A 19,186-nucleotide genomic window follows, 5' to 3' on the forward strand; every position below is an offset into this window, starting at 1 on the left:
CGCCGCAGGGCTCGCGCCGTTTGCAGCCATAATCAAACCTGATCCGATCGCTTTCGGGATCGAAACGCCGCGACTTTCATGCGATTGCCACAGGTCGCCATGCTGCACCAGCGGCGGCGGTGCGATTTACTGAGGTCATGGAAAAGCAGGATACAGTCATGTGCTTCACACTGGCGCACGTACGTAAAGCTGTCACTGACAACAAGCTCGACCAGTGCGTTGACCACCGGCCAAAGCAGGATGGCTGTGCTTATCTCCTCGTGGCTAACCGCGATCTGATATCGCTGCGCGTCATCATCCCACGCCAGTCGCTTCGTCGGGCGCCCGTCCTTATAGAGCCTGTTAAGAACAGTCAGATCCGCAGATAAGCCATTCATCGCAGCATCGACTAGTGCACGTGCACTGTCGCGCAGCGCCCGCGCTTCATGTAACAGCCCATCAGGTGCCTGCAAAGGCGCGCCATCCGGCAAGATCCCTGCCATCTCCAGCCAGAGCATCACGCGTCGATCGTCGCTGAAACAGTCATGTCGCTGCTCGTCCACGCCGTATTCACTATTGATAAAGTCCAGTGCGAGGTTATCCGCCAGGAAAAGGAAGTCGTGGGTGTTGAGATCGGGGTTCATAGCTGCCTGTAACTGTTAAAAACATATTTGACAGGTTAGCAAAACAGATCGTAACCTTCAAATAATAACTTTAACGGTTACATCATAAGGAAACATCATGGCGGCTTCAAAATCCATTACGACGACAGACAGTTTGCGTACGCAAGACGTTAACGATGCACAGCAACGGGATGGCGTAAAATACCGCTACGAACAGGTTGGCGACGTCAATGTGTTTTACCGCGAAGCGGGCGATCCCAACAGGCCGACAATACTGCTGTTACATGGCTTCGCGGGATCCTCATTTATGTTCAGAGACCTGATCCCGCATCTTGCCGGGCACTACCACGTGATTGCACCCGACCTGCCTGCGTTTGGCTTCACGGAATCTCCGGCACGAGGCGAATACGTTTACGCCTTCAGCCAGCTGGCAATCACTATTGAACAGTTAACGCAACAGCTTAAGCTGGAGCGCTATGCGCTGATGGTTCATGACTATGGCGCCCCCGTCGGCTGGCGGCTTGCCGTCAGTCATCCGGAACGGATTACGGCCATTATTTCTCAAAACGGTAACGCCTATGAGGAAGGACTGGGTGAGGGCTGGAAACCGATCCAGCGCTACTGGCAGGAGCCCAGCCAGGAAAACCGTGACGCGCTGCGAGACTTCCCAACGCCAGCTTCGATCAAATGGCAATATCTTGAGGGCGTGCCCGATAAAAGTCGTGTCTCACCGGATGGTTACACGCTTGAGGGTTTGCACATTCTTCAGCCGGGTAACGCGGAGATTCAACTCGATTTGCTGCTGGATTACGCATCTAACGTGGCGCTGTATCCGGCGTTTCAGAACTACTTCCGTCAGTTTCAGCCCCCCTTGCTGGCGGTGTGGGGAAAAAACGATCCTTTCTTCCTGCCGGCTGGTGCCGAGGCGTGGAAACGGGATCTGCCCGATGCGGAGATTCGCTTCTATGATACCGGACACTTTGCGCTGGAAACGCACGGTCTGGCGATCGCTGCGGCTATTACCGACTTTCTGAACAACCTGCACCTGAAGTAAACTGGTGCCGTGAGCCGTGACAAGAAGAGGCGTTTGCGGGCTGGAGCGGCCCGGCACAACAATGTCAGCCGTGTTCCTGGCGCCCATGTGAAGGCGTTGCGTTAAAACGGGCTGGGGCTGACGATGTGAAAGGGCTCACCGGTAACGGGATGAATAAACTGCAGTTCACTGGCATGAAGCATTAACCTTGGCGTCTGTTCCATGCCCGGCAGCAAAAGCCCCCCGTAGAGGTCACAGCCTAAAATCGGATGGCCCAGCAGTTGGCAGTGAATACGTAACTGATGAGTGCGACCGGTTTCTGGGATCAGCGTCACGCGCGTCAGGGGAATCACTCTGGCGTCATCCCGTTTAAGGTTAAAACGCTCAACAACCCGATAACGGGAACGGGCAGGCTTGCCCCATTCGGCGCAAATAGACATCCGTGGAAACCGGGCTGGGTCTTTCGCGATGGGAGCATCAATGATGCCTTCTTCATCCGGTAAATGCCCGCACAGCAGGGTGCTGTAGTGCTTAGCCACCGTGCGCGCGCTGAATTGCTGGCTGAGCGCCGCGTTAATGGTTTTGTTACGCGCCACAACCATCAACCCGGAGGTGCCAAAATCCAGCCTGTGCACCAGTGTGCAGCCGGGGAAGATCGTCACCAGGCGATAGTGTACCGAGTCCAGGTTTTGGGGGTTTTTGCCTGACAGGCTCAACAGCCCACTGGGCTTGTCGATCAGCACCAGATGGTCGTCCTGATAGAGAATGCGTATCTCCTCATGGCACGGCGGGGCAATAAAAGTATCAACAATCGTAGACATCAGTGTGCCTGGGGCGTGAACAGGCGCTGATGATAACGAATTTTCACCCCCCAGGCGAATGGGGCGCTATAAGCGTCAGCCCGGAAAGGAAAAAAGTCTGATACCGGCTTGCAAGATCGCGAGTCTCTGTGTCGACCCGGTATCACATCGCGCTATTCATTTGGTTTTACCCTGTTCCCGGCGGCAAACGGCGACGATCGTATCACGAAGCCAGCGGTGCACCGGGTCCGCGTGCAGTCTTGGATGCCAGATAGCCAGCACCTTTATCACCGGTGTAGCCACAGGCAGATCGAAATGCACCAGGTCGGCGCGCCGGTTGGGCCCGACCAGCGCGGATGAGGGTACCAGCCCAATGAGGTCTGTCTGGCAAACAATATTGATGGCGCTGCTGTAAGTCGGAACGGACATCAGAATGTCCCGGCGCAGTTGAAGCGCATCAAGCGCGGCGTCAACAGGCCCAGAGCGGGCATTATTTCTGGACATGACGATATGCGAAAAGCTGGCATAGCGCTCTGCCGTCACGCCTGGGTTATCCAGCAGCGGATGATCGCGTCGGCAGATGCCCACAAAGTGGTCGCTGAATAGCAGCCTGGTTTTGAGTTCCGGCGCATCCGTACCCAGCACACCAATTTCAAGATCAATCTTGCCTTCACGCAACGCCTGCGGCGCTTTATCTGATTTATTGACGAAAATGAGTCGTAGCCTGGGCGCGGTCTGGCGAAGCTCGTTAAGCAGCGCGGCGGCGGTTAAATCGATAAATCCTTCATTCGCCCGTATGACGATGCTGCGCGCGGTTGTAGAAAGATCGAGGCGTTTATCTGCGGGGCGCAGCAGGGCGAACGCGTCCATAGTCGTCTCATGGACGCGCGTGGCCAGTTCAGTGGCATAGGGCGTTGGAACCATATTATGCCCGGCCTGAACCAGAAGCGGATCGCCGGTCGCCAGGCGTAAGCGGCCTAGCGTGCGGCTCATGGCGGAGGTACTGAGCCCCAACCGCTTCGCTGCGCGTGTCACGCTGCACTCTGTCAGCAAAGCATCCAGCGCAGTGAGTAAATTCAGATCAATATCAGGCATAAAGTCAGACCCTTGCATCAGACGCAATCTATTATTGCATCCTGTGCGTCTGGCTCAACTGTTCTTTGCGCATTAAAGTCGTTATTTCCGCAACCAGCAGGAGTAACGTCTATGACGCTTTATTCATCTCAGGCCGACAAGCCCAAAATGTTATTAATAGGTGCCTCACGAGGTATAGGGTTGGCCATGACCAGTGAGCTGCTCAGCCGCGGCTGGGAAGTGACGGCAACGGTGCGTAACAGCCATCCCGAGGCTATGCAGGATTTGTCTGCACGTTATCCGCATGCACTTACCATTGAACAACTGGACATCAACGATACCGATCAAATTTCTCAGCTTAATTCGCGGTTGCAGCATCGTTGCTATGACGCGCTTTTTGTGAATGCCGGAACGGCGAATCCCAACCAGAGTGAGACGATTGGAGAGGTCAGTACCGAAGATTTTATTCACGTCATGGTAACGAATGCGCTTTCGCCAATGCGGGTTGTTGAAACCTGTCAGGATCGGGTCAGAGCCAACGGACTGATTGGCGTCATGTCATCCGGTCAAGGTAGCGTGGGGGATAATGTGAAAGGGGGAAGAGAAGTGTATCGCGGCTCTAAAGCCGCGCTGAATCAATATATGCGAAGCTATGCGGCACGGCAGGCGCGCTCTCATCCGGACCGGGCTTTATTACTGCTGGCACCGGGCTGGATCCGCACGGCTCTGGGCGGTGAAGAGGGGGCCTTTAGCCTTGAGGAAACCCTGCCTGATATCGTGAACGTCATCGAGCACAAGCGGGGCCGACCGGGGCTGGAGTATCTGGATCGCTTTGGCAAGCCGGTGACGTGGTAAACCGCCATTCAGTGATGGAAAGGGTGATATTCAGGCCTCTTCTGTGAGGGCATCCGTGGGCACTGCTGAACCACAGGTGCCCGTCAGCTGCCTGAAGGTTCCCGCGTACCATCATGCTTAACCGACACTAAGCCATGAGTATTCATCAAAAATTAATGAAAAAATCCTAAAGCTTTTTCCCTTTTACCCGTTATAGAAGCTGGAATCCGGTTGGAAATCCTTAAAGAGACAATCGGAAACAAGGGCTTTTTACGTAAAGGGAATGCGATAAATATGAGCAAGTTATTAATAACGGGTACGTTGTCATTAGTCTTTCTGGTGGGATGCGCAGGTAAAAATAATGCTCAGGTCGTTAAGGCCGATAACGGCAGCACGCTGACTGTTGAGACGATTTATGCGCCAGTGGATATGAATAACAATCATTACTCAGACGTAAAACTGCGCGAAGTCACACCGGTGAGTACGGGTGCGGGTGTGGGCATGTCTGTGCTAACGGCAGTGTTAGGTGGGGGAATCAGCACCGGCTCCTTTGACAAAAACAGTTATAAAGGCACCTCTGTTGATGCGCTGCCCGAACCTACGGCGCACTATTTTACCCCAAAAGCCGTAGTGAAAATAAAAAGCTGGCTCGATAAAAATGGCAACGGATATGCTTATACACAGCCGCTGTTCATTGCCGCGGCGCAATGGTCACTGGTTTATAGCGATATGTCGGCCAATAACAGCAACTACGATTTAACCTACCGCGTGCTGTTCTATAAACGTCCGGAAGGCGGCAATATTCTCAGCGCCTATGTGGTATCAGAGTGTGCACCGAAACCGGCGACAGCACCGCTCAGTGACTGGAAGGCCAACAATTACGCTAAAGTGACCCAGGAAACGCAAAAGCTGATGGATGCCTGTGTTCTTGAGCTTGATAATCAACTGCCACGTTTATTGAAAAAATAAATGCCAGGCCTGCCTGCCGCTGTTACGTGGCAGGCAATGAGTGATCCAGGCCTGTGCCCTTTGTACAAAGAACGTCTAGCCCGTATGTTAATTTCTGCTGCCAGATAACCCTTTTGCATCAGCCTACTGACTGCACAGAAACAGGCTCGAATTGACGCAGAACCTCATAACGAAACAGATAAAAAAGAAGAAGCAAAGCCGTGACTCAAGGCGTACTGATCCGATTGTATTACCTCGGGTGATTCACGGTTGACCGCCTGAGTTGATAAGGTCGGCGGCAAGCCATAAAAAAACGGGCCAGCAATCTGACCCGTTCGCAACGTCTCAGCAATCTTAACGCTTCATATGGTAGTACGCATCGTTCCAGCGCAGGGCATCCTTAAACGCAGGCAACTGGGTATGTTCGTCAATCACCAGCACCTCAATGCCGTGCATCTCACCGTACAGATACATATCATCCAGGCTCAGTGCCTGACTGAACACGGTATGGTGCGCGCCGCCCGCCAGGATCCAGGCTTCAGAGGCCGTTGCCAGCGATGGCTGAGCTTTCCACAGCGCACGGGCCACGGGCAGTTTTGGCAGAGGTTTGGGCTGCTCAATGGCGTCCACTACGTTCACCAGCAGGCGGAAGCGGTCACCCATATCGATCACGCTGGCGTTGATGGCACGGCCTGCCGGAGTTGAGAAGATCAGTCGTGCTGGATCGGCTTTGTTGCCAATGCCCAGGAACTGAACGTCAATCAGCGGCTTCTCTTCCAGCGCGATGGACGGGCACACCTCCAGCATATGTGAACCCAGTACTAAATCGTTGCCCGGTGAGAAGTGGTAAGTGTAATCCTCCATAAAGGAGGTTCCGCCGGGACGATCGCCCGCCAGCACTTTGAAAATGCGCAGCAGGGCGGCCGTTTTCCAGTCCCCTTCGCCTGCAAAACCATAGCCCTGGCCCATCAGGCGCTGTACCGCCAGGCCGGGTAGCTGGGTCATGCCATGCAGCGTCTGGAAGTTGGTGGTAAATGCCATACAGCCTTCATCGTCCAGAAAACGCTTCAGGCCCAGCTCAATGCGCGCGGCATCCAGAACGTTTTGCCGCTTTTCACCGCCGACGGCGGCCACATCGGTGAAGCGGTACTGGCTCTCATACTCATCGACCAGTGCATTAACATCGCCATCGCTGACGCCGTTAATCACTTCGACCAAATCGCCCACGCCCCAGCCATTGACGGCATAGCCAAATTTGATTTGTGCCGCGACCTTATCGCCTTCCGTTACGGCCACTTCACGCATGTTATCGCCGAAACGGGCCACTTTCAGGTGCTGACTGGCCTGTTTGGCCAGCGCGGCGCGCATCCAGTTGGCCACGCGCTGTTGGCTGTGTTTATCCTGCCAGTGGCCGGTCACCACGCTGTGCTGCAGGCCCATACGTGCGCCGATAAAGCCAAACTCACGACCGCCGTGAGCGGTCTGGTTCAGGTTCATGAAGTCCATGTCCATGCTGTCCCACGGAATTTCGGCATTGAACTGGGTATGAAACTGCAATAACGGTTTCGTTAATACGTTTAAACCGCCGATCCACATTTTGGCCGGCGAAAAAGTATGAAGCCAGGTAATGATGCCCACACAGTTTTGATCGTGACTGGCGTCACGGCACAGCGACAGCGCTTCATCTGGCGATTTCACCAGCGGTTTGAGTGCCAGGCGCACAGGCAGCCCCGCCTGATTCAGACCTTCCACCACCTGACGGGCATTCTGCTCAACCTGACGTAACGTTTCCGCTCCGTAGAGGTGCTGTGTACCAATGACAAACCACACGTTGAACTGTTGCATAAACCACTCCTTTACTTAGCGGAAGCGGAACGTGCGGCATAATGAGGTTCTGCCGTCACGCACCATTGTTGATAGCGTTGATAAAGTTCCTGATAGCGCGCGACGCGCTGCGGATCGGGCTGCAGCGTGACGTCAATCGGGCTGGCCATCACGTTCTGTGCCTGCTCGACGTCGCGGTGAACACCGGCGGCCACGGCGGCGAAGATGGCTGCGCCCAGGGCGCAGCATTCATCTGAAGAGACGATATCCAGCGGGCGATTCATCACGTCGCAGCAGGCCTGCATAATGGCGGGAGACTTACGGGCAATGCCGCCCAGGGTCAAAATGTTCTCAACCGGAATATCCTGCTGCTCGAAGCACTCCATGATGGCGCGGGCGCCAAATGCGGTCGCCGCAATCAGGCCGCCAAACAGGGCAGGCGCATCGGTGCCGAGATTAAGATCGGTGATCACACCTTTAAGGCGCTGATTGGCGTTCGGTGTACGGCGGCCATTGAACCAGTCCAGCACCACCGGCAGATGATCCAATTGCGGATTGGCGGCCCAGGCGTCAGTCAGGTTTTTGATCAGCGACTTTTGCATCTCTGCCAGTTGCGGTTTCAGTTCAGGATGGTGCTGCGCCGCCTGCTGTAACGGCCAGCCGAGCAGGCGACTGAACCAGGCATAAATATCGCCAAACGCCGACTGTCCGGCTTCCAGACCCATGGCGCCCGGCACCACGCTGCCATCGACCTGTCCGCAAATGCCTTTGATCGCGCGGTCGGCCACCTTCTCAGTATCCGCAATCAAAATGTCGCAGGTGGAGGTGCCAATCACTTTCACCAGCGTGTAGGGCCGTGCGCCTGCGCCCACTGCACCCATATGACAGTCAAAGGCACCGCCTGAAATCGTCACCTGCTGGGATAAGCCCAGGCGCTGTGACCACTCGGGACTCAACGTGCCCACCGGCAAATCCGCGGTCCAGGTGTCTTTAAACAGCGGGGAGTCAAGCTGCTGAGTAAGATGGGGATCGAGCGCATTCAGAAATTCCACATCCGGCAAGCCGTTCCAGTCGCCGTGCCACAGTGCTTTATGACCGGCGGCGCAGCGTCCACGGCGCAGTTTTTCTGGGGCAACGGTATCGCTGAGCAATGCCGGTACCCAGTCGCACAGTTCAACCCAGGAGACTGCGGCCTCGCGCACCGCTGCATCGTGACGCGTCACGTGAAGGATTTTTGCCCAAAACCATTCAGAAGAGTAAATGCCGCCAATGTAACGGCTGTAGTCGGTAAAGCGGCCGCTACGGCACAGCTGATTGATCTCTTCGGCTTCTTCAATTGCCGTATGATCTTTCCACAGCACAAACATCGCGTTCGGGTTTTCAGCAAATTCAGGCCGCAGCGCCAGAACCTTGCCGTCACGGTCAACAGGCGCGGGTGTGGAGCCGGTACTGTCAACGCCGATACCGACGACGGCAGCGCGTTGTTCTTCACTCAACGCATTTAACACCTCGAGCATCGCCTGCTCCATGGCATCAATATAGTCTTGTGGATGGTGACGGAAGCGGTTGCTGTGAGGATCGCTGTAAAGGCCTTGCTGCCAGCGTGCATAGTTTGCCACGGCACTTTGCAGCTCCTGACCAGAGTGACAATCCACCGCCAGCGCACGCACCGAATCACTACCAAAGTCCAGTCCCAGGGTGATGGCTTCAGTACGCATTTGAATCTCCTGTTATGAATAAACCTCCTTATCCTGTGATGTGTAAGAAATAACGGTTAGTCACGGCTGGCTGAGAATATGCACTTTTCTGCCATCAGCAGTGAAATTGTGATCCATTGCAAAAGTTAAGAGACGGTTAAATTCGCTGAATATATGGATCATTCTGTCGTGATTTTAAGATGTGATACCGCTCTACATTTTTCTTCTCCATTCCCGCTAAAAATAGGCCAACGTTTAAGCAGGCTACCATCGCGGCTCGCGCTAACGTCCTGATTTACTTCTGTACCCCTAAAAGAAAGTTAACTGGTAGCGTTTACACCAATTCGTTTTTAACAGCGATAAAACAACTAGCGCCGGAGAGCATCATGCATAAATTCACTAAAGCGTTGGCAGCCATTGGGCTGGCAGCGGTTATGTCACAATCAGCTATCGCCGAGACCATGAAGCTGGGTTTTCTGGTCAAGCAACCCGAGGAGCCGTGGTTCCAGACGGAATGGAAATTTGCCGATAAGGCCGGAAAAGATCTGGGCTTCGAGGTCATCAAAATTGCCGTTCCGGACGGTGAAAAAACCCTCAATGCGATAGACAGCCTTGCGGCAAGCGGCGCGAAAGGTTTTGTTATCTGTACACCGGATCCCAAGCTGGGCTCGGCCATTATGGCAAAAGCACGGGGCTACGGACTGAAAGTGATTGCGGTGGATGACCAGTTCGTCAACGCCAAAGGCAAACCCATGGATAGCGTGCCGTTAGTGATGATGGCGGCGACCAAGATAGGTGAGCGTCAGGGTCAGGAACTCTATAAAGAAATGCAAAAACGCGGCTGGGACGCAAAAGACACGGCGGTGATGGCGATTACGGCGAACGAGCTGGATACCGCCCGTCGTCGTACCGGGGGTTCGATGGATGCGCTAAAAGCCGCAGGATTCCCGGAAAAACAGATCTACCAGGTGCCTACCAAGTCCAATGATATCCCTGGTGCATTCGATGCGGGTAACTCTCTGCTGGTTCAGCACCCGGAAGTGAAACACTGGTTGATTGTCGGCATGAACGACAACACCGTGCTGGGCGGCGTGCGCGCAACCGAAGGACAGGGCTTTAAAGCCGCTGACGTCATCGGTATCGGTATTAACGGTGTGGATGCGGTGAGTGAACTGTCGAAGGCCAACGCAACCGGCTTCTATGGATCTCTGCTGCCAAGCCCGGATATCCACGGTTATAAGAGCAGCCAGATGCTCTACAACTGGGTGAGCAAAGGTCAGGAACCGCCGAAATTCACTGAAGTCACCGACGTGGTGTTAATCACCCGCGACAACTTTAAAGCCGAGCTGGCGAAGAAAGGGTTGATGTAACAACAGGCTGCTGAGGCAGCACAGGTAAAGTCATTATCGGGCCACAGAGAAAGCAGGGGTTTTACAGCGTTACCCAATGGGGTAACAGGATAAATCCTTAACTGCCGGTGGCCCGAATCATCAACGCCATTTTTTGGAGAAACCATGAACACTGATTCAGCCTTTCTGTCGTTTCATGGCATCAGTAAAACCTTTCCCGGCGTCAAAGCGTTACAGGACATCTCTTTTGAGTGCCACGGTGGTCAGGTGCATGCGCTGATGGGAGAAAACGGTGCCGGTAAATCGACACTGCTTAAAATCCTCAGTGGTAGCTATCTGCCGAGCGGCGGTGAAATTCGTATCAAAGGAAAGCCGGTTAATTTTCAGCACACCACTGACGCGCTGGACGCGGGCGTGGCGATTATCTACCAGGAACTGCATTTAGTCCCCGAAATGAGCGTGGCAGAAAATATTTATCTCGGTCAGTTGCCGCACAAGCGCGGGCTGGTCAACCGAAAACTGCTGCGTTACGAAGCCGGACTGCAACTGAAAAACTTAGGCATGGACGTTGATCCCGACATGCCGCTGAAATACCTGTCTCTGGGGCAATGGCAGATGGTGGAAATTGCCAAAGCGCTGGCGCGCAATGCGCGCATCATCGCGTTTGATGAGCCCACCAGTTCACTGTCTGCACGGGAAATCGATAACCTGTTCCGGGTTATCCGTCAGCTGCGGGCAGAAGGGCGCGTGGTGCTCTACGTTTCGCATCGTATGGAAGAGATCTTTGCCCTCAGCGACGCCATCACCGTTTTTAAAGATGGCCGCTATGTTCGAACCTTTACCGACATGGCCAACACGCATCACGACGATCTGGTTCAGGCGATGGTCGGGCGTAATCTGGGCGACATTTATGGGTATTCGCCGCGTGAAAAAGGCGCCGTGCGGCTCGAACTGCAAAATGTGGAAGCGAAGGGCGTCAGAACGCCGATTTCGCTCAATGTGCACGCGGGCGAAATTGTCGGCTTATTTGGCCTCGTTGGCGCAGGGCGCAGCGAGCTGCTGAAAGGGCTGTTTGGCGCAACGCGACTGCGTGGCGGTCAGGTGCTGCTGGATGGCAAACCGCTGAAGCTCAGTGCCCCAATCGATGCTATCCGTGCTGGCGTGATGCTCTGCCCGGAAGATCGCAAAGCCGAAGGCATCATTCCGGTACATTCGGTCCGCGACAATATCAACATCAGCGCCCGTCGCCATAACCTGACCGCCGGATGCCTGATTAAAAACGGCTGGGAAGCCACGAACGCTGACCGTCATATTCGTTCGCTCAACATCAAAACACCGAGTGCCGATCAGCTGATCATGAACCTCTCTGGCGGCAACCAGCAAAAAGCCATTCTGGGGCGCTGGTTGTCAGAGGAGATGAAAGTGATCCTGCTGGATGAGCCCACGCGCGGCATTGACGTTGGGGCCAAGCACGAAATTTATAACCTGATTTATGCGCTGGCAAACAAGGGCATTGCGGTGCTGTTTGCTTCCAGCGATCTTCCGGAAGTGATGGGCCTTGCTGACCGCATTGTGGTCATGCGTGAAGGGGCTATCGCCGGAGAAATACTGCATGACGAGGCTACGGAGCAGCAGACGCTGAGCCTGGCTATGCCTAAAACGACACAAGCGGCCGCCGTGGCCTGACAGGAGAGTACCGTGACTTCATCCACGACATCTAATACGCCGCCAGCAGCGCCACGCCGTGGTCTGCATTTTGGTCGCATCTGGGACAATTTCGGCATGCTGGTGGTCTTTGCACTGCTGTTTATTGCCTGTGCTGTGTTTGTGCCCAACTTCGGCTCCTTTATCAATATGAAAGGCCTGGGGCTGGCCATGTCGATGTCCGGCATGGTCGCCTGCGGCATGCTGTTCTGTCTGGCATCCGGCGATTTCGATCTCTCGGTTGCCTCCGTTATCGCCTGTGCAGGCGTAGTAACGGCGGTGGTCATTAACATGACCGAAAGCCTGTGGATTGGCGTGGGGGCCGGGCTGCTGCTTGGAATGGCGACCGGCTTTATCAACGGTTTCGTGATTGCACGACTGAAGATTAACGCCCTGATTACGACCCTGGCGACAATGCAGATCGTGCGTGGTCTGGCCTACATTTTCTCCGATGGCAAAGCGGTCGGCATCGAAGACGAGCGCTTCTTTGTGCTGGGCTTCGCCAACTGGCTGGGCGTGCCTGCCCCCATCTGGATCACCCTGGCCACCATGGTGATTTTTGCCTTCCTGCTGAATAAAACCACGTTTGGACGCAACACGCTGGCTATCGGCGGCAATGAAGAAGCCGCGCGACTGGCAGGCGTACCGGTAGTGCGGACTCGTATCATTATTTTTATCCTTTCAGGTCTGGTTTCCGCCGCGGCGGGCATCATTCTGGCGTCCCGTATGACCAGCGGACAGCCGATGACCTCCATCGGTTATGAGCTGGTGGTCATTTCTGCCTGCGTCCTGGGCGGCGTATCCCTTAAGGGCGGAATCGGTAAAATTTCCTACGTGGTGGCGGGCGTGCTTATTCTTGGCACCGTCGAGAATGCGATGAATTTGTTAAATATCTCGCCATTCTCACAGTATGTTGTGCGTGGTTTGATACTGTTAGCCGCGGTGATATTTGACCGCTACAAACAAAAAAATAAAGTCTGATTTGGCGTGAAACCTTCCCGCGGACGCGAAAGGCGTCCGCGGGTGATCACTCAACGACGAAGTGAGGACATTATGTATCACCGTGAATTACCGGCAGAGCAGCAAAATCCCCTGCTGCCCGGATACGCGTTTAATGCCTGGCTGGTGGCGGGGTTAACGCCTATCACCGCGGATGGTCCGCTGGATTTCTTTATCGATCGCCCGCACGGCATGAAGGGCTATATTCTTAACCTGACCATCAAAGGCAAAGGCCGGGTATTCGATGGCGAAAAAGCCTTTGATTGTGAACCCGGTGAAATGCTGCTGTTTCAGCCGAAAACCGCCCACTATTACGGTCGTGCCCCCGACAGCCCGCAGTGGTTTCACCGCTGGGTCTATTTCCGGCCGCGCGCTTACTGGCATGACTGGCTGCGCTGGCAGGATGAGCAGGAAGGTGTAGGGCGCCTGCGGTTGCCCGAATCCCTGCGTGGCGAATTCGATCGCCTGTTTGCCACCATTGAACAAACCCATAACTCCTCACGCCGCTTTGCCGAAGAACTGGCGATGAATTTGCTGGAGCGCCTGTTGCTGCGTGCGGTGGAGGAAGATCCGCGGAATCACCAGCAAATTCGCGATCCGCGCATCATCGAAGCCTGCCAGTATGTGAACAATCATCTCGCCAGCGAGGTGAAAATTGAAGAAGTGGCTCGCCACGTCTGCTTATCGCCTTCGCGGCTGGCGCACCTGTTCCGTGAGCAGATGGGCGTGAATTTGCTTCGCTGGCGTGAAGATCAGCGGGTGATACGGGCCAAGTTGCTGCTGCAGACCACGCAGGAGCCGATTGCCAGCATTGGTCGCGAAGTGGGCTATGACGATCAGCTTTATTTCTCGCGCGTCTTCCGTAAACGTGTGGGCGTCAGCCCCAGTGATTTTCGTCGACGTAATCAGGACGTGCACGATAATTTAGCCAGTCAGCACGCCTGGACGGTCGCCCGCAGCACAGTCTCCTGATTTTAAGGGGAATCCTCCTTGTCCTGACGAGACTATTAGTCTTAAATCAGTCTGGTTAGCGAATAGAGAGGAAAAGGAATGAGCGAGAAACTGCGAGTTGGACTCATTGGATATGGCTTTGCCAGTAAAACATTTCATGCCCCGCTGATTGCGGGAACGCCGGATGTTGAGCTGGCAGCCATTTCCAGCAGCGATGCCAGCAAAGTCAATGCCGACTGGCCCTCCATAAAGGTGGTGGCCGATCCTCAGGCGCTGTTGGACGATCCCACCCTACAACTGATTGTCATCCCCACCCCCAACGATACGCATTTTCCCCTGGCCAAAGCGGCACTGAATGCGGGCAAGCACGTGGTCGTTGATAAGCCCTTTACCGTGACGTTGTCACAGGCGCGCGAGCTGGATGCGCTAGCCAAAGCCAAAGGGTTGTTGCTGTCTGTGTTCCACAACCGCCGCTGGGACAGCGATTTCCTGACGCTAAAAGCCTTACTTGCCGAGGGCGAGCTGGGGGAGGTGCGCTATTTTGAATCGCACTTTGACCGCTTCCGGCTGGAGGTTCGCCAACGCTGGCGTGAAATGAAAGGGCCGGGCAGCGGCATCTGGTTCGATTTAGGCCCGCATCTGTTGGACCAGGCGCTGCAGCTGTTTGGACCACCGGTGGCGATCAATGTGGATTTAGCTGAACTGCGTCCCGGCGCACAAACGACCGACTACTTCCACGCCACGTTAACCTATCCGCAGCGACGCGTGGTACTCCATGCCAGCATGTTAGCGGCGGCAGAGTCACCGCGCTATACGGTTCACGGTACGCGAGGTAGCTACGTGAAATACGGTCTGGACCCGCAGGAAGATCGTCTCAAAGCCGGTGATTTTCCGCCGAGCGAAGAGTGGGGCTACGACATGCGCGATGGCACGCTAACGCAGGTTGAGGGTGATAGCATGACCGAGAAAACCTGCCTGACACAGCCCGGCAACTATCCGGCCTACTATGCGGGGATCCGTGATGCTATTAACGGACGAGGCGCGAACCCGGTCACTGCTGAAGAGGCAATTCAGGTGATGGAGCTGATTGAGCGAGGGCTACAGTCGGCAGAAAAACGCCAGACGTTGTCTTTAAAATAGTCAATACGCAAAAAAAAGGCCGCTGAATCAGCGGCCTTGTTGTTTACTGCACCTTCGCCCGAATGGCCGCTTTTTCCGCCTCATTCAGGAAGGCAATCGTCAGGCCATTTTCCTGGGCCTGTCGCATCTGTGCCTGGCTTAACCCTGCCGCCGGGGCGGCATGCAGGTATTCATGGGCCAGCTCAATGCCTTGTACCGCAGGATCGTCGGTGTTAATCGTAGCCAGAACGCCGTGCTCCAGGAAGACTTTCAGCGGGTGCTGGGCCAGCGAGGACACGGTACTGGTTTGAATATTGGAGGTCAGGCAGGATTCGATGCCGATCGCGTGCTCCGCCAGGTAATCCATCAGCGCGCGATCTTCAATTGCTTTCACGCCGTGACCGATACGTTCAGCGCCTAATTCGCGAATGGCTTGCCAGATGCTTTCCGGGCCTGCTGCTTCACCAGCATGAACCGTAATGCGAAAACCGGCATCACGCGCGCGGGCAAAGTGGCTGAGGAATTGACTCCCCGGCGCACCCAGCTCGTCACCGGCTAAGTCGACGGCGGTGATATGGTCGCGGAAGGCCAGTAAACCGTTGAGCTCATCCAGACAGGCCTGTTCGCCAAACGTACGGCTCATGATGCCGGTTAAACGCACGTCGATATCATGCTGCTGGCATCCGGCTTTTATGCCATCAATGACCGCCTCGACCACGCCTGCAATCGGCAGATTATGGGTCATCGCCATGTAGCCCGGCGAGAAACGCAGCTCGGTGTAATGAATGCCTGCTCTGGCGGCATCTTCCACGTTCTCCCGCGCCACGCGCTGGCAGGCGTCAAGATCGCCCAGCACTTTTACGCCCCAGTCCAGCTTTTGCAGAAAGCTCACCAGATCCGGCTGTGTTTCCGTTACCTGCACATGCGGGCGCAGGGCTTCAAGCGTAGTGGCGGGCAAGGACAGGTTAAACTGGCGGCCTAAATCAAGAATGGTTTGTGCACGGATGTTGCCATCAAGGTGGCGATGAATGTCGGTAAGCGGAAGTTTTGAATCAATCATGGAGTGCACTCGTCCGGGTATCTGTAAAGTGCAGAGCATTATAAAAATATCTTGCGCAACAACGCCAGCAATTTGCGCAACAAGTGAGTCAGGTGCTGATAAATTGCGCAAAGTTGCGTGATGGGCACTGAATGAATTTACCAGCAGCGGCACACCCGCCAGGCATTGGCATAAAAAAGGCGGCCAAAGGCCGCCTGATTCCAGAAGATAACGCTTATTCTGGCATGCCTTCGTTGGTTGGCACGCCCAGCATGTAACGCGACATAAACTGTTCCAGCGTCATTTTGTCGCCGTTCATATTTACCTGGCCGTTAGCATACTGCAGGCTGGTAACGATATTGTTGTCCTGGGTTTGCGTCAGACGGAACATCTGTCCCATCGCTGCCAGGCCTTTGACCTGCTGATCCGCCAGCTTCTGCGCGTCGTCCGCCTGATAGCCCTCAGCCAGGCCAATATGGCGCATGGTTTCGGTTGCCATTGGCATATTCACAGAGAGTTTTAAATCCAGCGTTTTCAGCACGCGATCAACCGATGCGGCCAGCGTCTGCGGCTCGCCCGTTACCGTCGACGGATCGTTAAAATTAACGTTAAGATTAAAGGTGCTTTCGCCTTTATCGTTCTTCCAGCTCAGCGGTGCAACGCTAACGGTAGGCGCACCTTTTAACAGGGTAGGCAGATTATTCAGCAGAATGGCACGAACACCGTTCTGGAAACGAACCGGATCATCTTCCACGCCCGGCTGATTCATCAGCGTGGTCAGCTGTGCGTTGTAGTTGTCAGAGAAGGTTTTTACGCTTTGCGCATCGAACTGAGACAGCTTCATTTTTAATGCGAACTGGCCCAGATTTTGTTTCTGTACTTCCACGCCATCAATTTTATAGTTGATGTCGCCACTGATTTTGCCCGCTTTATTATCAAAAGCAGAATCACCGACCATCTTATTCAGGATCACCGCGTCCTGTCCGTTAACGGCGGCAGCCAGTTTATCCACGCTGATTGACTGATCGCCAATGCGAACGCCTTCGCTGGTCAGGTGCGTATCGGCTTTAAGCTTCAGTCCGTTTAACGTAAACATGACCGGCTGATCGACCTGGTTTTTGCTGGTGATCGCAATACTGTCGATGTCGCTGTCCAGCGAAACTTTATCGCCTTTGTTATCTGCGCTGATATTCACCGTGCCGCCGCTGGTGGCCGCGCGCTGCGCCGTTTGTGCATTTTGATAATCGATGGGCAGAATATTTACCGCGGTATCGGTGCTTCCACTGTATCCCACGCGGGTTTCAGCATTGATAAACGACTGGTTGTTGGTCAGCTCAAACAGTTTTTTTACCGCATCGGTGTTTGCCAGCGTGGTGTGAACAGAGGCCATGCTGGGAATGAGGTTGAATTTTTTCAGCTGGGCAAACGGGAAAGGACCGTGATCGATCTGTTCATTCAGAATGATGCTCTGGCCGGGTTTTAGCAGCGGGTTGTCTTCCGTCTGCGAGCTCGCCTGGATAACCACATTCATTTTACTGCTGAAAATGCCGCGTTGATAATCCTGATAGCTCACTTTAAGACGACTGTTCGGGGCCATCGCCGTTAACTGGGCATTGGCGTTCTGGATCATCTGATCCATATTGCTTTCCAGCTTTTTGCCGGTAAACCATGCCGCACCTGTCCAGACTACGCCCAGAGCAACTACCACACCAACGGCAACTTGAGTCTTTTTCATTGCTGAATCGTCCTTATCCTTGATTTCACCCGCCTGACAGACCGCGCCAAACGGCGGATGAAAAAGCGCCCACAGGCATTTTTAGCTAATAGATTGAAATAATAGCAGTTAAGCGCGGTGACGTCAGCCGTCTCAGCTTAACTCATTAAACACGCGTGCAACACGGCCGTGACCTGCAATGGTCAGAGACGGATCGCTGGCTGCCACGAAACAGGATTCGCCAGGTTTGAGCACCAGCTGCTGCTGACCACAGACGAGCGTCGCCTCGCCTTCAACGCAAAACAGCAACGCAGCGCTGTCCTGATGGACAGAAAGCGGCTCATCAGTAAGCGCATGAATAGAGAACGAAAAATCCTCCACGGGTACGGGGAAATGCAGGCTGTTTTCGTGCTGCTCGGGTTGCGTGAGCAGTTGACTGGCCGGCTTTTCTTTAAATGCAAGGTTGGCCATCAATTCTGGGATATCGATATATTTCGGCGTCAGGCCCGCGCGTAACACGTTATCAGAGTTGGCCATGACTTCCAGCGCGACGCCGTGCAGGTAGGCGTGCGGGGTTTCGGCAAACAGGAACATGGCTTCGCCGGGTTGCAGCGTGATCACGTTAAGCAGCAGCGGTGAAAACAGGCCACTGTCTTGCGGATACACTTCCGCAATGTCGTTGATAGTCTGCCATGGCTCGCCATGATGCTGCTGTGCGGCGGTCATCAGTACGCGCAACGCCTGCGTTTTTTCATCATCCTCAAGGGAAAGCAGGGTGGAAAACAGCTGGGCAAGATTCGCCAACGTGGGCTGGCGCAGGAACTGGGCGATCTGCGGATGTGCCTCGGCAACCGGCTCCAGCAGCGAAACCATTTCGTTCAGTTCGCGAAAACCGTTGATGGCTTTGAAGGGCGTCAGCGCATAGACCAGTTCGGGCTTGTGGTTAGCGTCTTTATAATTGCGTTCTGCGGAATTGAGAGGGACTGACGCGGCATTTTCACGCGCAAACCCCTCTTCGGCGGCGCGTTTGCTGGGATGCACCTGAATGGACAGCGGCTGATCGGCACACAGCACTTTAAACAAAAAAGGCAGCTCACCAAAGCGCTTAGCAACGGCATCGCCCAGCATCTGCTGCGGATTGGCCGCAATCACATCACGTAACGAACGGGGCTTGCCATGTTCTTCCACAGTCGATGGGCTTTTAGGGTGCGCACCCATCCACAATTCAGCCATCGGTAACTGCTTTGGATTGGCTATGCCATACAGCGAGGTTAAAGCGGTTTTACTGCCCCATGCATAATTTTGCAGGGAGTTAATCATTTTTTTCATTTTTTTAATTGCCTTACTGGCGGAAAAAGACTGCGCTTATTAAACCAGAAACCGCCATTGAAAATACATATCCCGCGCAAGAAGGATGCTAAGCTCGGAGGATGTTAAAAAATTGTGTAAGTTTAACCGCGTCAGACAGGGGCTAATCGACAACCGATGACGCTAAGTCT

General features: G+C 54.5%; 16 protein-coding genes. 8 read left to right on the plus strand and 8 right to left on the minus strand.

Annotation, left to right across the window (positions count from 1 at the left end):
* Nucleotides 1-32: 32 nt before the first annotated feature.
* Nucleotides 33-623 carry an ABATE domain-containing protein gene (locus tag NYE92_RS03075; protein WP_024471574.1) on the minus strand — a complete coding sequence of 197 codons (591 nt, stop codon included), beginning with the start codon at nucleotides 621-623 and terminating at the stop codon, nucleotides 33-35.
* 97 nt (nucleotides 624-720) lie between these two features.
* Here NYE92_RS03075 and NYE92_RS03080 point away from each other — a divergent pair, with 97 nt between their 5' ends.
* Nucleotides 721-1,656, plus strand: coding sequence for an alpha/beta fold hydrolase (locus NYE92_RS03080; RefSeq protein WP_014605899.1), 936 nt, complete (start codon nucleotides 721-723; stop codon nucleotides 1,654-1,656).
* 101 nt (nucleotides 1,657-1,757) lie between these two features.
* Here the strand turns inward: NYE92_RS03080 and NYE92_RS03085 are convergent, their stop codons facing one another.
* Both NYE92_RS03085 and NYE92_RS03090 read right to left on the minus strand, forming a co-directional pair.
* Nucleotides 1,758-2,456, minus strand: coding sequence for an RluA family pseudouridine synthase (locus NYE92_RS03085; RefSeq protein WP_109706479.1), 699 nt, complete (start codon nucleotides 2,454-2,456; stop codon nucleotides 1,758-1,760).
* 156 nt (nucleotides 2,457-2,612) lie between these two features.
* On the minus strand, nucleotides 2,613-3,548 hold the full coding sequence (locus NYE92_RS03090; protein WP_014605897.1) for a LysR family transcriptional regulator: 936 nt from the start codon (nucleotides 3,546-3,548) through the stop codon (nucleotides 2,613-2,615).
* Nucleotides 3,549-3,641: 93 nt separating this feature from the next.
* Between NYE92_RS03090 and NYE92_RS03095 the strand changes: the two genes are divergently transcribed.
* Together NYE92_RS03095 and NYE92_RS03100 are read left to right on the plus strand one after the other, a co-directional pair.
* Nucleotides 3,642-4,364, plus strand: coding sequence for an SDR family NAD(P)-dependent oxidoreductase (locus NYE92_RS03095; RefSeq protein WP_072136727.1), 723 nt, complete (start codon nucleotides 3,642-3,644; stop codon nucleotides 4,362-4,364).
* 210 nt (nucleotides 4,365-4,574) lie between these two features.
* Nucleotides 4,575-5,312, plus strand: a complete 738-nt coding sequence (locus tag NYE92_RS03100) for a hypothetical protein (protein ID WP_014605895.1) — start codon at nucleotides 4,575-4,577, stop codon at nucleotides 5,310-5,312.
* A 333-nt stretch (nucleotides 5,313-5,645) separates the two neighbouring features.
* Here NYE92_RS03100 and araA read toward each other — a convergent pair whose 3' ends face one another.
* The gene (gene araA, locus NYE92_RS03105) at nucleotides 5,646-7,136 is read right to left on the minus strand and encodes an L-arabinose isomerase (RefSeq protein WP_014593649.1); all 1,491 of its coding nucleotides are present in this window, start codon (nucleotides 7,134-7,136) and stop codon (nucleotides 5,646-5,648) included.
* Nucleotides 7,137-7,147: 11 nt separating this feature from the next.
* Nucleotides 7,148-8,833 carry a ribulokinase gene (locus NYE92_RS03110; RefSeq protein WP_259018507.1) on the minus strand — a complete coding sequence of 562 codons (1,686 nt, stop codon included), beginning with the start codon at nucleotides 8,831-8,833 and terminating at the stop codon, nucleotides 7,148-7,150.
* A gap of 365 nt (nucleotides 8,834-9,198) precedes the next feature.
* Here NYE92_RS03110 and NYE92_RS03115 point away from each other — a divergent pair, with 365 nt between their 5' ends.
* From NYE92_RS03115 to NYE92_RS03135, 5 genes are all read left to right on the plus strand, one after another.
* On the plus strand, nucleotides 9,199-10,182 hold the full coding sequence (locus NYE92_RS03115) for an arabinose ABC transporter substrate-binding protein (protein ID WP_013025702.1): 984 nt from the start codon (nucleotides 9,199-9,201) through the stop codon (nucleotides 10,180-10,182).
* 144 nt (nucleotides 10,183-10,326) lie between these two features.
* On the plus strand, nucleotides 10,327-11,847 hold the full coding sequence (araG, locus tag NYE92_RS03120; RefSeq protein WP_024471580.1) for an L-arabinose ABC transporter ATP-binding protein AraG: 1,521 nt from the start codon (nucleotides 10,327-10,329) through the stop codon (nucleotides 11,845-11,847).
* 12 nt (nucleotides 11,848-11,859) lie between these two features.
* Entirely contained in the window at nucleotides 11,860-12,846 is a 987-nt protein-coding gene (gene araH / locus NYE92_RS03125; RefSeq protein ID WP_013025704.1) for an L-arabinose ABC transporter permease AraH, read from the plus strand.
* A 72-nt stretch (nucleotides 12,847-12,918) separates the two neighbouring features.
* Nucleotides 12,919-13,836 carry an arabinose operon transcriptional regulator AraC gene (gene araC, locus NYE92_RS03130; RefSeq protein WP_014593654.1) on the plus strand — a complete coding sequence of 306 codons (918 nt, stop codon included), beginning with the start codon at nucleotides 12,919-12,921 and terminating at the stop codon, nucleotides 13,834-13,836.
* A 78-nt stretch (nucleotides 13,837-13,914) separates the two neighbouring features.
* Complete coding sequence (locus tag NYE92_RS03135; protein ID WP_014593655.1) at nucleotides 13,915-14,955, plus strand: oxidoreductase; 1,041 nt, start codon at nucleotides 13,915-13,917, stop codon at nucleotides 14,953-14,955.
* Nucleotides 14,956-14,998: 43 nt separating this feature from the next.
* Here NYE92_RS03135 and add read toward each other — a convergent pair whose 3' ends face one another.
* From add to manA, 3 genes are all read right to left on the minus strand, one after another.
* Nucleotides 14,999-15,994 (minus strand): adenosine deaminase, encoded by a 996-nt coding sequence (gene add / locus NYE92_RS03140; protein WP_028715104.1) that lies wholly within the window; start codon nucleotides 15,992-15,994, stop codon nucleotides 14,999-15,001.
* 214 nt (nucleotides 15,995-16,208) lie between these two features.
* Nucleotides 16,209-17,708: a YdgA family protein gene (locus tag NYE92_RS03145; protein WP_013025708.1), complete on the minus strand. Its 1,500-nt coding sequence runs from the start codon at nucleotides 17,706-17,708 to the stop codon at nucleotides 16,209-16,211.
* 132 nt (nucleotides 17,709-17,840) lie between these two features.
* Nucleotides 17,841-19,016 (minus strand): mannose-6-phosphate isomerase, encoded by a 1,176-nt coding sequence (manA, locus tag NYE92_RS03150; RefSeq protein ID WP_013025709.1) that lies wholly within the window; start codon nucleotides 19,014-19,016, stop codon nucleotides 17,841-17,843.
* Between the last annotated feature and the right edge of the window lie 170 nt (nucleotides 19,017-19,186).

Source organism: Pantoea sp. B566 (genome assembly GCF_024793925.1).
Taxonomy (GTDB): Bacteria; Pseudomonadota; Gammaproteobacteria; order Enterobacterales; family Enterobacteriaceae; genus Pantoea; species Pantoea ananatis.

Bases quoted from the DNA above. Each gene is read 5' to 3' on its own strand.
- NYE92_RS03075 (WP_024471574.1), bottom strand. From the start codon at position 623: ATGAACCCCGATCTCAACACCCACGACTTCCTTTTCCTGGCGGATAAC.
- NYE92_RS03080 (WP_014605899.1), top strand. From the start codon at position 721: ATGGCGGCTTCAAAATCCATTACGACGACAGACAGTTTGCGTACGCAA.
- NYE92_RS03085 (WP_109706479.1), bottom strand. From the start codon at position 2,456: ATGTCTACGATTGTTGATACTTTTATTGCCCCGCCGTGCCATGAGGAG.
- NYE92_RS03090 (WP_014605897.1), bottom strand. From the start codon at position 3,548: ATGCAAGGGTCTGACTTTATGCCTGATATTGATCTGAATTTACTCACT.
- NYE92_RS03095 (WP_072136727.1), top strand. From the start codon at position 3,642: ATGACGCTTTATTCATCTCAGGCCGACAAGCCCAAAATGTTATTAATA.
- araA (WP_014593649.1), bottom strand. From the start codon at position 7,136: ATGCAACAGTTCAACGTGTGGTTTGTCATTGGTACACAGCACCTCTAC.
- NYE92_RS03110 (WP_259018507.1), bottom strand. From the start codon at position 8,833: ATGCGTACTGAAGCCATCACCCTGGGACTGGACTTTGGTAGTGATTCG.
- NYE92_RS03115 (WP_013025702.1), top strand. From the start codon at position 9,199: ATGCATAAATTCACTAAAGCGTTGGCAGCCATTGGGCTGGCAGCGGTT.
- araG (WP_024471580.1), top strand. From the start codon at position 10,327: ATGAACACTGATTCAGCCTTTCTGTCGTTTCATGGCATCAGTAAAACC.
- araC (WP_014593654.1), top strand. From the start codon at position 12,919: ATGTATCACCGTGAATTACCGGCAGAGCAGCAAAATCCCCTGCTGCCC.
- NYE92_RS03135 (WP_014593655.1), top strand. From the start codon at position 13,915: ATGAGCGAGAAACTGCGAGTTGGACTCATTGGATATGGCTTTGCCAGT.
- add (WP_028715104.1), bottom strand. From the start codon at position 15,994: ATGATTGATTCAAAACTTCCGCTTACCGACATTCATCGCCACCTTGAT.
- NYE92_RS03145 (WP_013025708.1), bottom strand. From the start codon at position 17,708: ATGAAAAAGACTCAAGTTGCCGTTGGTGTGGTAGTTGCTCTGGGCGTA.
- manA (WP_013025709.1), bottom strand. From the start codon at position 19,016: ATGAAAAAAATGATTAACTCCCTGCAAAATTATGCATGGGGCAGTAAA.